Raw genomic sequence first — 14,651 nt, 5'->3', positions numbered from 1 at the left:
GCGCCTTACCGTATTTGCTTCACGGCAAGACGCGTTTTCTATGTCATTTTCACCACGCCTTGCATGAGTCCTTCCAGACCGCCGTAGACGTTGAGGTTGCTGATTTTATCCGCCACTTTTTCAAGTGCTTCCAGCTCTTTCAGGCGCATCAGTGTTGGGTTGTTTTCCATCACTTTGGCGGTGTTGTGCAGACTTCGTGTCGCAGCAGTTTCCTCACGACGTTTGATCACGTTGGCCTCTGCCGCTTTTTGCGCTTCAACCACCTGGTTGAGAATCGCTTTGATTTCACCGGGTAAAATGATGTCTTTCATACCCACGTTGCCTAACTCGACACCGACTGCTTTCAAGTTTTCTGCCACCAGCTCTTTCACGGTTTCACCCACGTAGAGCTTGTCCAACAGCAAATCATCCAATGCTTTGGTGCCAATGGCTTCACGCAGCGCTAACTGCAGCAGTTTGTAGGCGTATTGCTCTACATCATCCACGCTGCTGGCAGCTGTTTCAGCATCCAGGATACGGATGTTGGCGGTTAAGTTGATGCGCAGGCTAACGCGATCTTTGGTCATTATTTCCTGACCTGACACTTCCAGAATTTGCGTGCGCGTGTCATAGCTTTTAAGCTGAAACTCGCGGTTAAACTGCCAGTAGCCATAAGTGCCCGGAGACAATTTTTCTGCCAGCTTACCGTCGATGTACAGCAGACCGACATGGCTGTTTTTTACTGTCGCCACCGCCACAGGTTTCACCGCGACTGTCGATTCACTGCGGATCAAACGCGTTGCCAGGTTCACACCCGCTTTGTTGATCAAATACAGCGTCTTATCTTCCACCAGCGGTGTCTCTGCAATGTCGATACGATCCAATCGGATCTCACCGGCATCTTTCCACATAAACAGACGCTCTCCCGGTGCCACCACACCACGCAACATGCCATCAAGATACAACATGCCTACTTCTGTATCCTGAAGTTTCTCGTGTTGGATGTGCTCCTTCAAAGAGGCTGAGCCTTGGTATAAACGCTCTCCGTTTTTCTGGGAGAAATACAGCTCGTCGATATCGAAAACTTCGAATTCAACGTCGTCTTTCATGTCCCAAATTTTGTGTAGGCCCGGCATAAGCACTTGGGTTAGTTTCTGGTTTTGAAAAACCAGTGCGCGTTCGTTTTCTGCAATTTTGATGGTTTTACGAAACATAATCTTTTTCCTTGTTTAAGTGAGAAACGAAAGGACACAGCGTGAAGATGCAGTGGCAACTGTCGCTCTTGGTAAAGGGAGCTTCCTGCCTGCTTTACCCTTCTGCGCGGTTGCGTCTTCATCTCATTGGTTGCTCCGTTCGTTTCCTTGTTTCCATTTATATGCGTTATCTGAGTGGGACTCGAACCCACGACATACGAATTAACTTCGCCGTTCTACCAATTGAACTATCAGTTAAGGTGACTAGAGCGGGAATCGAACCCGCAGGTGACGGAACATGTCCGCTGCTTTACCGTTTAGCTATCTAGTAGTTTTTAGGGAATCGAACCCTCGGCAGTTTCCTGCTCCCTCCCAGGGGAAGCGTGGTTGGTATACACAATCACAGTGTGAGATGCACCGGGGTGGCATTCAGAACCACACGCCGCTAACCACGAACTTGTTATTCCAAGTCACGTGCCAGTTTCAAAAGAAGAGTAAGAATTAATTTTTATTTCATTGTTTTTATTGAATTAAAATATTTTCAGTCGATTATAAGTCGCCAAATTCATTGCCGTTAACATTCAATTACTCGATACTTTTAGATATGGATATATCTTTTTGGATATGAATGCGGTGATGAAGAAAACGATTGTTGTCAGCCTTTTGGGCACACAGTTAGACAGAATTGGTAAACGGGTTGATAGATGGACACGCTGGAGGCCGAATGTCGGATTGGTTCAACAAGAGAACCTGCCTATCGACACGCTTTACTTACTTCATGACAACCATTCCAAGCGTCTTGCCAATAACGTTGCCGTTGATATCGAATCCGTTTCGCCAGACACAAGCGTTGCCTTATGCCAGATGAACTTCACCGATCCGTGGGATTTTGAAGAGGTGTACGCCAAGCTTTATGACTTTTGTGAAGCGATGGATTTCGACATCGATAGTCATGATTACCTTTTCCACATCACGACCGGTACTCACGTGGCACAGATTTGTAGCTACCTGCTGACGGAGAGTCGTCACTTTCCGGGGAAGCTAATCCAGTCTGCGCCAGACCTGTCCAAGGAAGATAAGACCATTGGCCGTGTGCAGATTATCGATCTGGATCTGTCTCGCTATGACCAGCTCGCCACGCGCTTTGATAATGCACGAATTGAAGACGAAACCTTTCTGAAAGGCGGCATAGAAACACGCAATGAAGCCTTCAACCGGATGATTTCGCAGATCGAAAAGGTCGCGATTCGCTCCACTGCCCCTATCCTGCTTACCGGACCAACAGGTGCAGGGAAAAGCCAACTCGCTCAGCGTATCTATCAGCTTAAAAAGCGCCGTGCATTGCTCAAAGGAGAACTTGTCACTGTGAACTGCGCAACGCTTAAAGGAATGAATGCGATGGCGGCGCTGTTCGGACATACCAAAGGCGCTTTCACGGGCGCTTCTGCGGCGCGGGAAGGTTTTCTTCGCGCTGCCGACAAAGGGTTACTGTTTCTGGATGAAATTGGCGAGCTTGGGCTTGAGGAGCAAGCTATGTTGCTTCATGCCATCGAATACAAACGGTTTCACCCTGTTGGCAGCGACAAGGACGTACACAGCGATTTTCAACTCATCGCCGGTACAAACCGTGATTTGAAAGCCATGGTGATAGAGGGCACGTTTCGTGAGGATTTGCTGGCAAGAATTAACTTGTGGACGTATCCACTTCCCGGGCTAAAAGACCGCAAAGAGGATATTGAGCCTAATCTGGATTATGAAGTGATGGCCTTCGCCGAGAAACATGGTGATCGCATTCGCTTCAACAAAGAAGCACGCGATAAGTTTCTCTCCTTTGCGCTCTCTCATCAGGCGACCTGGAACAGTAACTTCCGCGACTTAAGCTCTGCAGTCACCCGATTGGGTACATTGGCGGATTCATCCAGGATCGCGGTTGAAGATGTAGACGATGAAATAGCGCGTCTATCAGGTATGTGGAGCGGCTCGTCTAATGAAAGCTCCAGTTCCTATCTTTCTCTGTTAGATGACGAAGTCAGGGAGGATTTGGACACCTTTGACGTGCACCAGCTTAACTATGTGTTGAGTGTGTGTGATCGACATGATTCGATGGCGTCTGCAGGACGTGAATTGTTCAATATCAGTCGCACGAAAAAGGTTCAGTCTAACGATTCAGCGAGGCTTCAAAAGTATCTGGCAAAGTTTGGGGTTTCTTGGAAGGACTTGAAGAAAAAATGACCAATGAATGTCTTGTAACGTAATGAAATTTAGAAGATAAATTCAGAGTAATGAATACTTACGCATGAACTATTTTACTTCCCTCGGGAATTTTTTCACTTTAGTGATAAGTCATTCAATTCAATGAATAAAAGACGTAAAACTGCACGAATACAAAAACGGACGCTTTTTAGGCATCCGTTCTTGTATTTATTCTTTGTTCACCACCAGCTCGGTGTAGCCAGTATCGGGATCATGCTCTCGACTGAACCCGTAACCTTCAAACCGTAACAAGCAGACTTCTGCAGTGTGGCTGACAACACACCCATCCATCAAGTGACCGCCTATCACTGCACCCTGTTTATCCGCAACCGAAATATGTAAATGAACATGCTCTGGCGTGAGCGTGCCAGACACAGAAAGGATTTCGAATGGCTCGATTTTGCTCAGCGTCGATTTTCCATCTGCCACCCGAATTTTTAGTTCAGACAGACACCCCACCAGCGATGCAACACAGCCAGCGCTAATCTGATGCGTTTTCACCGCATCGAGAATTGACTGCTTGAGATCTGCACCTCGGGTAAGACGAAATGCAATGGGTTCAACAGATGACATGGCGACTTAAACGATGGTTATTTAAATGATTTGTGTGGGAAAACGTTGCGGATACGTTGTTGCACTTTGTGGTCAATATCTTTTGATAGAACCAGCTTGGCAGGATTAAAACGGTTTCGATACACCTTGATTGTGCCGCTGAAAGGCGTTCGCTTGTTGATTTCTTCACAGTCATGAAGAAAACCATGAGGAATTTTCCCTTTCTTATTAACAAGCTGACCGTCCTTAAACTTGATAAGAATAATAGGACGGTCAACCAAAAGATAAGCGAATAAAGCGATAAAGCTGGCTGCGAGAAAGTACTCCATGCAGACTCCTTACATGTCGAGCAAACTACTCAAATCCTTCTTCAGCGCATCTACTTTCTTGTTAGCATTCTGGGAACGGTTGGCTTCACCAATCAGGTATTCAATCGTGTCCGAGAGCGTCGCATCGAGTTCCTGCGCTTTCAAAGACAATTTTTCCCAAACTCTGAAGTCCAGGTCAATCGACTTTTTACGCGTGTGCTCTTGTTCAGCATTGAAGTGACGCTTACGCTTCGCACGAATCGCCTGCTTAAGCTTGGTATCAAGCTCTGAAGACATGTGCTCGCCGATCCATTCGATCACTTTTGTAGGCTCGTATTCGAGCGCTAACAGTGATTTTACTGCGGCTTCGACCTCGCTGGTGTCGACATAACGTGTAACGTTCGCACCTTCTTTATGCTTTTTGACCAGATAGCTCCATTTCCATCCGGCTTCGAGGTTTTCAAGTTGTTGATATTTCATAATTCGAGTTTTATTTGGTTGAGAGCAAAATAAATGTGAAATACAGTGACAGCGTAACAGCAGTTTACTTTTTAATCAAATTAACTCTGCGTATCTCTTTGATCTTTTCTATTCAGATATCAAAACTTAACCCTTTTGTATCGAGGCTCTATTCACTTCGTTTCTTTAACACCGACAACTGGTTATCTTCGCTACTTTGAAGAAGCGTATTCATTTATACTCATCGGTAATTAATACACTGAAAAAGTTGATACCCAAACGTATGCAAGAAGTTTCCTGGCAGTCCGTCGTGCCGCAGTTTTCTCATGTTGAAGCGCACATTCGTCAATACGCCGCTATCGAAGCGACCTCTCCTTGTGCATTGCAACCGAGATTAAAAAGCAGCATTGAACGTCTCGTTCATGAGCATCACTTCCCGCGTCTTCTTCTGGTAACAGCCCCAGATGTTTATGACTACCTGAAATTGCTCGAGAACATGACAAAAGCGGCGCTACCGTCAGATGATATGCCTGTGGTTATCGCAGAGAATATCGATGAAGTTCAGCTGTTTGGCGCAGTGTATCCGAACAATTCAGATGTGACAACGTCACGAACGGTGAATGGCCTCCTCCATCAAGCAAATGGCGGCGTGCTTCTCATTTCTCTTGGCTGCATTCTTGCTCAACCCAACGTTTGGAGCCGATTGAAGTCTCTACTTTCAACGAACAAGCTGGGCTGGAAAAGCGCAAAACCAGATGTTTACTGCGAGCTACCACCACCTTCAGAAATTTCCGTCAGAGTTATCGTCGTTGGCGATCGCGCATTGATGTCTGACTTTGAAGCTGGCGAACCTGAATTACATGGTTTGGCGAGCTACACCGAATTCGAACAGGACATGTATCTGACTGAAGAGAACGTTGGTACCTACCTGTCGGTGCTAAAAGGCCATCAACAAGCTTTCGGTATCAAGCCTCTCGATCCAGAAGCCGCTCAACGTGTGATGCAGGCTGGTGCGAGATATACCGAAGATCAAGAAAGATTGCCGCTCTGCCCGCTCTGGACACAAACCTTGTTGCGTGAAGCTGACTATCAAAGCACTGGCGAGACAATTGTGGCAGCAGATGTTGAAGCCGCCATCGAAGCCAAATACTTCAGAGAGTCTTACCTGCCATTACGCGCAGTTGATGACATTCATAAAGGTCAGGTATTCATTGATACCCGTGGCGAACACATTGGTCAGGTAAACGGCCTAACAGTAATTGAAATGCCCGGACACCCGATGGCTTATGGCGAGCCAGCACGTATTTCCTGTGTGGTTCACTTCGGTGACGGCGATATTGCCGATGTTGAGCGTAAAGCAGAACTCGGCGGCAACATACACGCCAAAGGCATGATGATCATGCAGGCGTTCGTTAGCGCTGCGCTGGACTTAGACGAGCCACTGCCATATTCCGCGTCCATTGTATTCGAACAGTCTTACTGCGAAGTAGACGGTGACAGTGCTTCCCTTGCTGAGCTTTGTGCGTTTGTCAGTGCCTTGTCCCAAACCCCAATTAATCAAAGCATCGCCATCACCGGTGCTGTTGACCAATTTGGACGTGTACAGGCCGTTGGCGGCATCAACGAGAAAATCGAAGGCTTCTATCACATCTGTGAGCATAGAGGCCTGACAGGCGATCAGGGTGTAATCCTGCCAAAAACCAACCTCAACGCCTTGTGCTTAAGCAAAGAAGTCACTGAAGCCATTCGCGACGGAAACTTCCACATTTGGGCTGTCGAACACGTTGAGGAAGCATTCCCACTGATCACGGGCTTACCATTTAGCGGTGATGAGGAAGAGGAAGATAGTGTTGAAACTGAGACACTTCTCGGCAAAATCGCCCAGAGAATTGATGTTTTTCATCACGGTGAGACCCGTCACACATCCTTAATAAATAAGCTTAAAAACTGGTTAAACCACAACTGATCCGAGTTGTTTAGCGTACACGTGTACGCTAATCTGCTCCTATCTTTTTGCAGGAGCAGTTTAATGCTAATGAAACGCCACTCTTATGACAGAGACGACCTCCTAGCCTCTAGCCAAGGAGAGCTTTTCGGCCCAGGTCGTCCACAACTTCCAGCGCCTAACATGCTGATGATGGACCGCATTTCTAACATCACGGACGAAGGTGGTGATCACGGTAAAGGCTTCATCATTGCCGAGCTAGACATTACTCCAGACCTATGGTTCTTTGATTGCCACTTCCCTGGCGACCCAGTCATGCCTGGTTGCCTTGGCCTTGACGCGATGTGGCAACTGGTTGGCTTCTTCCTCGGATGGGTCGGTGGTGAAGGTAAAGGCCGCGCACTGGGTGTGGGCGAAGTGAAATTTACCGGTCAAATTCTGCCTACCGCAAAGAAAGTGACGTATGAAATCCAGATGAAGCGCGTTATCAACCGCAAACTGGTGATGGGTCTGGCTGATGGCCGTGTGCTGGTGGATGGTAAAGAAATCTACGTAGCGAAAGACCTGAAAGTGGGTTTGTTCCAAGATACCTCTTCTTTCTAAGTCGATATCGACACGCCAAATTCTAAACCGCCTCCGGGCGGTTTTTTGTTAATTGTGTTTTACCTCCTCTCCCGCTCCCCCTAATAAGCAACGCGCTAGCCACTATCTCTCTGTAACGAAGCTTAAGTAGAGCCAAACACATATAGTTATAGTGCGTTAAAGGGTAAACAAAAGCCCCGTTTTTCGGGGCTCATGTATAGTTTGGTGTGGGTTAAAAAGTTACTTCAGCATCGATACTTTCGTATCTCGACCTTCGCGCCAACCTCCTAGCCATTGGCTGCGCGCGTCCATGGCTTGATAGGGACATGTCTCAGAGGATCGACCGTTTACACCAGCTTGATAGCCTTTCGCTTGTGCTCGCTCTAAACGATCTCGCTTCTGTCTTTTCATATATTCGCCCTCTTATCCTAAGATGGTTGTATCTTTTCAGTGAGGTTTCATTCAAGTTGATCTTTTATGACCCTCACCAATTAAGATTCACGCATGGTTAATAAATAATCAAGCATCGAAAGGCTCATCCAACATAAATTTGTGAAGATGAGCCAGAAAGTGAAATTACTTTTTACGACGGAAAATACCACCTAACGCCAGCAACACGAGGCCTAGCACACCAATACCACCACCGCTACGTTCGATGGTTTTAACCTCATACGGACGAGCAGTAATTTGAGCGGTATCATCACGCGTCAGTTTGACCGCAACCAACTCTTCAGTGCCGTTACAACGTGCATCATGCGCAACGGATGAATAACCGCCTGCACAATAGAATGCAGAAGCAGCGATAGCACCATCATCATTTATATCAAAGGCTTCTGCGATACGGAACTGGTTATTGTTGCCCGAAGCATTTCCGTCATTGGTCAGATCATCTAACAACCAAGCAGACGAACTGCCAATCGCCCCACCGTGTGCATAGATGTAGCCACGTTGACGGCGAGAACGGTCACGGGCATTCTCGGTATCAACCTTACCTACCAGCTCGTTATTGTCGTTGATAGCGGCGGCAGTACCGTTATAGCCCGTAAAGAACAGAGCATTTTGGGAAGCACCCAGAAGTGTCGTTGAGTTGCCGCTGTTAACAAAAATAGTTTCTGCATAAGCACCGTTATTCAAACGCGCGCCTTTAGCCACACCGACAACCAAACCGTTACTGTTAATGTCAGTCGCTTCTGTATAACGGTAAACGATGTCGCCGCCTTGACGGATGTCGACACCAGGGATGAGTGACATTTCCCAGCAACGTTTCGTTGCACCGTCGATACAAGTAGCAAAATCATTGACTGGTGTATATTTCACTGCTCGGGCGTAGAAGCGGCTGTCATTATAAGTATTGAAGCCGACCATAGTTGGTGAAGTGGCTCCAGATACCATAGCAGCAGCATTGACACTCGCCTGAGCCGTATCATCGGTATTACCCGTAGGCGCATTGCTTGGCGTTTGGAAGTCAGCAATTGCAAAACCATTGACTGCATCATTTTCAGTGGTACCAGATGCCAGCCAGATTGACGCTTGGTTTGCAAACTGGAAATACTGACAAGCGCGGTCTGAGTAATCAAGGCTATTTGCACAGCTTGAAAGATTCCCTAAGCCAGTATCCTGTGGAACTTTGTTTCCATTTCCAGCATCAGCCATATTTGCCACTGAAGTAGAACCGAAAACAATTGTCTTGCCTGCCGCTTCAATCACACCGTTGGCGTTGGTTTGCCCAATACCATCTATTACAGAGCCCAAACCAGTCGGTGGCAATAGCTCAGCTTCACCATAAAATCCCCTACGCTGATAAGCTCTGGCATGAATGCCGTTATTCTCGTAATAAGGGCTACTTGAAGCACCAATGGTAATTCCGTCATCATCGACATAGGAAATGACAACATTCGTAGACTCAGGATCAATCGTTCCTTGTGGAGAATAGTCGTAAGTACCCTCTTTGAAAGGGTTAACAGTCACTGAACCAACGACATTCCCGTTTGCATCCAACTCGTCATATTTAGCAACACTATTGCTGCTAAACCCTTGAGTCCAAGCATCAATTTCTTTCTTTAGGCCACCAAGACAGTTTTGTTCGCTGTCTTGGCTTTTACAGACGGTTCCGCTGGCTTGAACGCCATACCACCTTTCGTCTGCCCACTCTTCACAGGTGTTATAGCCGAGGTAGTCGCGACAATAGCGGTAAAGATCATCCTGACTGTTGATGAAGTGCTCAACATCCACCATATAAGGAAGTTCTTCTGAATAATTCAGACCAACCGGGCCGCTTAGCCCTTCTACGGCTACCTTCGAAGAATCAGAAGAAATAGCGGTTGCCTGAGAGGAATTACTTGAAGGCGAGTCCAATAGTTGAACTTGGTAATAAGCAGCATTTGCTACCGCAGGGATACCTGCTACCGCAAGCGCGATAGCAGATAGTTTGAATTTGTTGAATTGCATTACGATTCCTTTTGCATCTCTTCGAGTTCTTCCCATCGTTCAAAGGCGGTTTCCAACTCAGCTTCTGCTTCGCTTAAACGCTGCAGAACAGGCTGTGTCTCTTCCGTGCTTTTCTGGAAGAACGCAGGATCGTTTACCGATTCCTGTATTTGCGCGATTTCATTCTCTAGGTTTTCAATAAGCTGTGGAAGTGCTTCAAGCTCTCTTTGCAACTTGTAAGACAGTTTTTTGCCCGGCTTATTGTTATTTGCCTGTTTTTTAGGCGCTTCTTCCTTTGGAGTTTCCTTCGCTTTCGGTTTTTCTGACTCGATGGTCTTGAGATAGTTCTCACGTTGCTGCATCGCATCGTGATAGCCACCAACAAATTTGCGGATGACACCATCGCCTTCGAAAATCCAACTGTGAGTAACGGTATTGTCGACGAACTGACGATCGTGGCTCACCAACAGTAACGTACCCTGATAATTGGCAAGTAATTCTTCCAAAAGTTCCAGCGTTTCGATGTCCAAATCGTTGGTTGGCTCATCGAGCACCAAAAGATTGCAGGGTTTTAGGAAAATGCGTGCCAACAGAAGCCTGTTTTTCTCGCCACCTGACAGTGCTTTTACCGGCGTACGGGCACGGCGTGGATGGAACAAGAAGTCTTGTAGATAACCGAGCACATGTCGCTTACGGCCCCCTACTTCCACTTCCATCTTGCCTTCTGCCAGGTTGTCGATAACCGTCTTTTCCGGATCCAGTTTTTCGCGGTACTGGTCAAAGTAAGCGACTTCCAACTTGGTACCGACGTGGAACTTACCTGAATCTGGCGCGATTTTTTCCAGCATCAGCTTCAACAGCGTACTTTTACCGCAGCCATTGGGTCCGATCAGCGCAATACGGTCACCGCGCATCACATTGAAACTGAAGTCACCGATGATCTTTTTACCATCCCAGTGGTAGTCGATGTCACTCGCTTCAAACACAATCTTGCCCGAGCGCACAGCTTCATCCAGTTGAATGTTTGCATTGCCCTGCACTTCTACGCGATCCGCACGCTCTCGACGAAGCTGTTTCAGAGCGCGCACACGACCTTCATTGCGGGTACGGCGTGCTTTGATACCCTGACGAATCCAGGTTTCTTCCTGAGCCAGTTTTTTATCAAATTCGGCATTCTGCTCAGCTTCTACGCGGAGCATCTCTTCTTTGCCTTCTAGGTACTTCTCGTAGTCGCCCGGCCAGGATGTCAGTTGGCCACGATCTAAATCGACAATACGGGTTGCCATAGATCGGATAAACGCGCGATCGTGCGAAATGAAGACGATGGCACCTTTGAAATCTTTCAGGAAGGTTTCCAGCCAGATAATGGTCGCCACATCCAGATGGTTGGTTGGCTCATCAAGCAGCAGAACGTCTGGATCACACACCAGCGCGCGAGCCAGTGCCGCTTTGCGCTGCCAGCCACCAGAGAGCTCAGACAGCTTTTTAGTGCCATCCAGTTTCAACGCGCCTAGTACCGTGGTCAGTTGGTTTTCAAAACGCCACGCACCGGAATGTTCCAGTTGCTCTTGAACACGTGCCAAGCGATTAATGTTCTTCTCGCTTGGGTCATGCTCAATTAAGCCCAGAAGGTCGTGATACTCTTTGAGTTGCGCACCAACCTCTGCCAATCCTTCAGCGACATAATCAACAACACTTCCCTCAGCATCACGTGGAGGATCCTGCTCTAGGCGGGAAACTTTCAGATCTTGTTGGCGGTTAATGCTGCCGTCGTCGAGTTGAACGGTGCCATGAATCACCTTCATTAAGGTTGATTTACCTGCGCCATTACGGCCAACCAAACAAACCCGCTCGCCCTGCTGCAGGACAAACTCTGCGTGATCCAGCAACGGGTTATCACCATAAGCCAGTTGCGCGTTAGTGATGTTAATCAATGCCATGTTTTACTAACCAAGTGTTTAAAGCTGAAGAATCGAATGGCCAGCCCAGTTCATCGTCGACTGAGCCGTCATTGTTTTGGAGAGAAAGCACCGGAATAGTGACGCCGTAACGCTCAAACAAAGCGTCATCAAACGCTATGTCTACAACGCGCAAGGCAGCGGTTTTACCCGCTGCCTGATATAGCGCCAATGCCTCTTCACATAAGTGACACCCTTCCGTGCTGTAGAGGATTAAGGCCATTAACCTTCCTTGTGTGTGACAATCCAACAGTTATGAATCTGCTTGTTACGCTCAAAATCCATCGGGATTGAACGGTTTGTGATGTTCTGAGCTTGTAAGCCTATCTCTGTCAGCGCTTCGACATCCATTTTGAAGTTACGCTTGTTGTTAGAGAAGACGATTTCTCCGCCTTCACGCAACAGACGCTTAAGTTCAGTCATCAGTTTGATGTGATCACGTTGGACATCAAACGTATCGAGCATGCGCTTAGAGTTCGAGAAGGTCGGCGGATCGATAAAAATCAGGTCATATTGCCCTTTCGCCAACGACAGCCACTTCAGGCAGTCTGCTTGCTCAAACATGTGCTGGCGACCCACTTTGCCGTTAAGCTTCATGTTACGCTCAGCCCAGGCAAGATAAGTCTTCGACATATCTACCGTGGTTGTCGATTTAGCGCCGCCTACCGCCGCGTGAACGGTCGCTGTGCCGGTGTAAGCAAACAGGTTGAGGAAATCTTTGCCTTTCGCTTTTTCACCCAGCATCTTGCGTGTATAGCGGTGATCCAGGAACAGGCCTGTATCCAGGTAATCATAGAGATTCACTTCTAGCGTCACACCGTACTCGTGAACCTTCATAAAGCGTTTGGCTTCACCTAACTTCTCGTACTGGTTAGTGCCCTTTTGCTTCTCACGGGTTTTCAGCACCACGTTATTGGCATTGACGCCCGTTACTGCAATTGTGGCGCGAACCATGTCCAGCAAACGACGACGTGCCTTTTCTTCTGGGACGGTTTTAGGTGGCGCGTATTCCTGAATAACGATGTTGTCGCTGTAACGGTCAATTGCCGCGTTGTAATCAGGCAGGTCTGAATCGTATAGACGGTAACATTCAACACCTTGTTGCTTAGCCCACTTTTCCAACTTCTTGATATTTTTACGAAGACGGTTGGTAAACTCAGGCGCTACATCAGCGAGAGGAGCAGAGTCGCCTTGTGACGTTGTCACCTCGCCACGAGCAGTAATGTGATAAGTCTTCATCACACAGTCAAGCGCGCCATTACGGAGCTTGTAAGTGTTGTCTGCGCGCATGCGAAGGCAGCTCAGCAACTCGTCAGAACCCGAGTAGATAGATGCAATTGAGCCTTTAAATTGGCTCTTCAACTGCACACCTAATTGGGTATATAACGCGATAAGGCCCGGCGTAGTGCCCAGACGCTCACCATATGGAGGGTTACAAATGATGTTACCCTCTTCGAAGCCTTCTGGACGCGTCAGTTCCGCTGCGTCACCTAACTCAAACTGAATCAGGTCTGCTACGCCAGCACGACGGGCGTTTGCCTTAGCGGTTTCCAGCACGCGGCGGTCGTTATCGAAGCCGAAGAATTTACTTTCGCACTTCGCAGGCCCTTTCTTCGACTTGAAAGTTACTTCCGCGTGTACTTCCATCCACTCTTCACGATTGAATGATTTCAGTGCTTCAAAGCCCCAGCGCTTGCGTTTCAGGCCTGGTGCCACTTCTGCGGCCATCATCGCCGCTTCTATCAGCAAGGTACCTGAACCACACATTGGGTCCAGCAAAGGCTTATCAAACGTCCAACCACTTTTCATGACCAATGCCGCAGCGTTGGTTTCACGAAGCGGTGCAGCTCCAGATTCTGTGCGATAGCCGCGTTGGTGCAAGCCAGAACCCACCATGTCGATACCCAGCAGGCCTTGCTCTTTAGAGAGTCGCATATGAATGCGTAGGTCTGGCTGCTCACGATCGATGCTAGGGCGATCCAAGTCCGCCTTGACGAAGCGGTCTACAATCGCGTCTTTCACTTTCAACGCACCATACTGGCTGTTTCGGATTTCACGGTTTGTACCATTGAAATCAACAGCAATACGCTTTCTCTCGCTGAAATATTGTGGCCAGTTAATGGCAGATGCGCCCAGATACAGGTCCATGTCGTCACGCACTGCGAATTCACCCAAAACAAGAATGAAGCGTGACGCCGTGCGGCTCCATAAACAGCACGTGTAGAGAGTTTTTTCATCCGCGCGGAAGCGAACACCAGCGCTTACAGCTTTCACACTGCTGGCACCCAGTTTTTGTAGTTCTTCTGCTAGCAGATTTTCTAAACCGCGGGAGGTAATTGCTAAATATTGATTCATGGAAATGGATTCTGAGGAATGTTGCGCGCGATTATAAACGAATTCAGACGCCAACGCTCTATCAAGGGTGATATATCTCACTATTTTCCTTGATATACGGATGCTCCTTTTTCCCAGACTTACATGGCATAGCAATGCCTAATCACCCCTCAAAAAAGACGCTTAGCAAAAAGTCGGTTTCTCACAATCCCACGCTCACCTTTCCGTCACCCATCACTTATCCACAGGCGAATTTTCGTTTCCCAGGGGAAACATGCTTAATCCGCTTAGAATGCCGCTATCTTTCGGTGAAAATTTCTCATTTCATTCATCGCCCTTCGATCACTTAGTAAGCACACACTTATCCACAAAGACATATTTAATATGACTTTGTGATTCTGAATTTGGTTAGATTGATTCCCAGCAGGAAATACAAATCAACCCTAATATCTGGTATATACCAGATGGTGTTTTTGGATGTGTATCCCTCTATAAAGGGGGAAGAAATGGCATTGATGTTTACCAAATTGAGCTAATTTTGGCTTGAATGAAGAAGAAAGAGAGAGCAAAAATACAGCAGATAGTTTCACTTAATGTGACATTAATCACTATTAATATCCGATGTATCTCCCCGATTATCAGCTGAATCGACGAAATGTCG

The 14,651-nt window shown here is 47.5% G+C and carries 12 protein-coding genes and 1 tRNA gene; 3 read left to right on the top strand and 10 right to left on the bottom strand.

Annotated elements, in window-relative coordinates; translation table 11 throughout:
- Window positions 1-38: 38 nt before the first annotated feature.
- On the bottom strand, window positions 39-1,193 hold the full coding sequence (locus tag QL223_RS15865; protein ID WP_281545270.1) for a slipin family protein: 1,155 nt from the start codon (window positions 1,191-1,193) through the stop codon (window positions 39-41).
- A gap of 240 nt (window positions 1,194-1,433) precedes the next feature.
- Window positions 1,434-1,502, bottom strand: a tRNA-His gene (locus QL223_RS15860).
- Between the two features lie 294 nt (window positions 1,503-1,796).
- Here QL223_RS15860 and rtcR point away from each other — a divergent pair.
- Window positions 1,797-3,404 carry an RNA repair transcriptional activator RtcR gene (rtcR, locus tag QL223_RS15855; RefSeq protein ID WP_281545341.1) on the top strand — a complete coding sequence of 536 codons (1,608 nt, stop codon included), beginning with the start codon at window positions 1,797-1,799 and terminating at the stop codon, window positions 3,402-3,404.
- 189 nt (window positions 3,405-3,593) lie between these two features.
- Here the strand turns inward: rtcR and QL223_RS15850 are convergent, their stop codons facing one another.
- The 3 genes from QL223_RS15850 to matP are packed head-to-tail and all read right to left on the bottom strand — an operon-like array spanning window position 3,594 to window position 4,765.
- On the bottom strand, window positions 3,594-3,998 hold the full coding sequence (locus tag QL223_RS15850; RefSeq protein WP_281545269.1) for a PPC domain-containing DNA-binding protein: 405 nt from the start codon (window positions 3,996-3,998) through the stop codon (window positions 3,594-3,596).
- Window positions 3,999-4,015: 17 nt separating this feature from the next.
- A complete protein-coding gene (locus QL223_RS15845) occupies window positions 4,016-4,306 on the bottom strand; it encodes a DUF3634 family protein (RefSeq protein WP_002537093.1) in 291 nt (96 codons plus the stop codon).
- 9 nt (window positions 4,307-4,315) lie between these two features.
- Window positions 4,316-4,765 carry a macrodomain Ter protein MatP gene (gene matP, locus QL223_RS15840; RefSeq protein ID WP_281545268.1) on the bottom strand — a complete coding sequence of 150 codons (450 nt, stop codon included), beginning with the start codon at window positions 4,763-4,765 and terminating at the stop codon, window positions 4,316-4,318.
- A 262-nt stretch (window positions 4,766-5,027) separates the two neighbouring features.
- On the opposite strand from matP, the gene QL223_RS15835 reads away from it, so the two are divergent.
- Together QL223_RS15835 and fabA are read left to right on the top strand one after the other, a co-directional pair.
- The gene (locus tag QL223_RS15835; protein WP_281545267.1) at window positions 5,028-6,710 is read left to right on the top strand and encodes a Lon protease family protein; all 1,683 of its coding nucleotides are present in this window, start codon (window positions 5,028-5,030) and stop codon (window positions 6,708-6,710) included.
- A gap of 63 nt (window positions 6,711-6,773) precedes the next feature.
- Window positions 6,774-7,292 carry a bifunctional 3-hydroxydecanoyl-ACP dehydratase/trans-2-decenoyl-ACP isomerase gene (fabA, locus tag QL223_RS15830; RefSeq protein WP_002537089.1) on the top strand — a complete coding sequence of 173 codons (519 nt, stop codon included), beginning with the start codon at window positions 6,774-6,776 and terminating at the stop codon, window positions 7,290-7,292.
- Between the two features lie 219 nt (window positions 7,293-7,511).
- On the opposite strand, the gene rmf is transcribed toward fabA, so the two are convergent.
- The 5 genes from rmf to rlmKL all read right to left on the bottom strand — a co-directional run bounded on the left by rmf (window position 7,512) and on the right by rlmKL (window position 14,011).
- On the bottom strand, window positions 7,512-7,682 hold the full coding sequence (rmf, locus tag QL223_RS15825; RefSeq protein ID WP_082111327.1) for a ribosome modulation factor: 171 nt from the start codon (window positions 7,680-7,682) through the stop codon (window positions 7,512-7,514).
- Window positions 7,683-7,847: 165 nt separating this feature from the next.
- On the bottom strand, window positions 7,848-9,719 hold the full coding sequence (locus QL223_RS15820) for a DUF3466 family protein (protein WP_281545266.1): 1,872 nt from the start codon (window positions 9,717-9,719) through the stop codon (window positions 7,848-7,850).
- Complete coding sequence (locus tag QL223_RS15815) at window positions 9,719-11,638, bottom strand: ABC transporter ATP-binding protein (protein WP_046302686.1); 1,920 nt, start codon at window positions 11,636-11,638, stop codon at window positions 9,719-9,721. Before QL223_RS15815 ends, QL223_RS15820 begins: the two co-directional genes overlap by 1 nt.
- Window positions 11,625-11,879, bottom strand: a complete 255-nt coding sequence (locus tag QL223_RS15810) for a glutaredoxin family protein (RefSeq protein WP_002537084.1) — start codon at window positions 11,877-11,879, stop codon at window positions 11,625-11,627. Before QL223_RS15810 ends, QL223_RS15815 begins: the two co-directional genes overlap by 14 nt.
- Entirely contained in the window at window positions 11,879-14,011 is a 2,133-nt protein-coding gene (rlmKL, locus tag QL223_RS15805) for a bifunctional 23S rRNA (guanine(2069)-N(7))-methyltransferase RlmK/23S rRNA (guanine(2445)-N(2))-methyltransferase RlmL (protein WP_281545265.1), read from the bottom strand. Before rlmKL ends, QL223_RS15810 begins: the two co-directional genes overlap by 1 nt.
- Between the last annotated feature and the right edge of the window lie 640 nt (window positions 14,012-14,651).

The organism is Grimontia sp. SpTr1 (assembly GCF_947387585.1).
Classification (GTDB): domain Bacteria; phylum Pseudomonadota; class Gammaproteobacteria; order Enterobacterales; family Vibrionaceae; genus Enterovibrio; species Enterovibrio indicus.
The sequence above is the reverse complement of the archived record's forward strand: the minus strand, read 5'-3'. Positions and strand labels throughout refer to the sequence as shown.

What these genes read in the sequence shown, in the direction of transcription:
- QL223_RS15865 (WP_281545270.1), bottom strand. Translation starts at nt 1,193, where the DNA reads ATGTTTCGTAAAACCATCAAAATTGCAGAAAACGAACGCGCACTGGTT.
- rtcR (WP_281545341.1), top strand. Translation starts at nt 1,797, where the DNA reads ATGAATGCGGTGATGAAGAAAACGATTGTTGTCAGCCTTTTGGGCACA.
- QL223_RS15850 (WP_281545269.1), bottom strand. Translation starts at nt 3,998, where the DNA reads ATGTCATCTGTTGAACCCATTGCATTTCGTCTTACCCGAGGTGCAGAT.
- QL223_RS15845 (WP_002537093.1), bottom strand. Translation starts at nt 4,306, where the DNA reads ATGGAGTACTTTCTCGCAGCCAGCTTTATCGCTTTATTCGCTTATCTT.
- matP (WP_281545268.1), bottom strand. Translation starts at nt 4,765, where the DNA reads ATGAAATATCAACAACTTGAAAACCTCGAAGCCGGATGGAAATGGAGC.
- QL223_RS15835 (WP_281545267.1), top strand. Translation starts at nt 5,028, where the DNA reads ATGCAAGAAGTTTCCTGGCAGTCCGTCGTGCCGCAGTTTTCTCATGTT.
- fabA (WP_002537089.1), top strand. Translation starts at nt 6,774, where the DNA reads ATGCTAATGAAACGCCACTCTTATGACAGAGACGACCTCCTAGCCTCT.
- rmf (WP_082111327.1), bottom strand. Translation starts at nt 7,682, where the DNA reads ATGAAAAGACAGAAGCGAGATCGTTTAGAGCGAGCACAAGCGAAAGGC.
- QL223_RS15820 (WP_281545266.1), bottom strand. Translation starts at nt 9,719, where the DNA reads ATGCAATTCAACAAATTCAAACTATCTGCTATCGCGCTTGCGGTAGCA.
- QL223_RS15815 (WP_046302686.1), bottom strand. Translation starts at nt 11,638, where the DNA reads ATGGCATTGATTAACATCACTAACGCGCAACTGGCTTATGGTGATAAC.
- QL223_RS15810 (WP_002537084.1), bottom strand. Translation starts at nt 11,879, where the DNA reads ATGGCCTTAATCCTCTACAGCACGGAAGGGTGTCACTTATGTGAAGAG.
- rlmKL (WP_281545265.1), bottom strand. Translation starts at nt 14,011, where the DNA reads ATGAATCAATATTTAGCAATTACCTCCCGCGGTTTAGAAAATCTGCTA.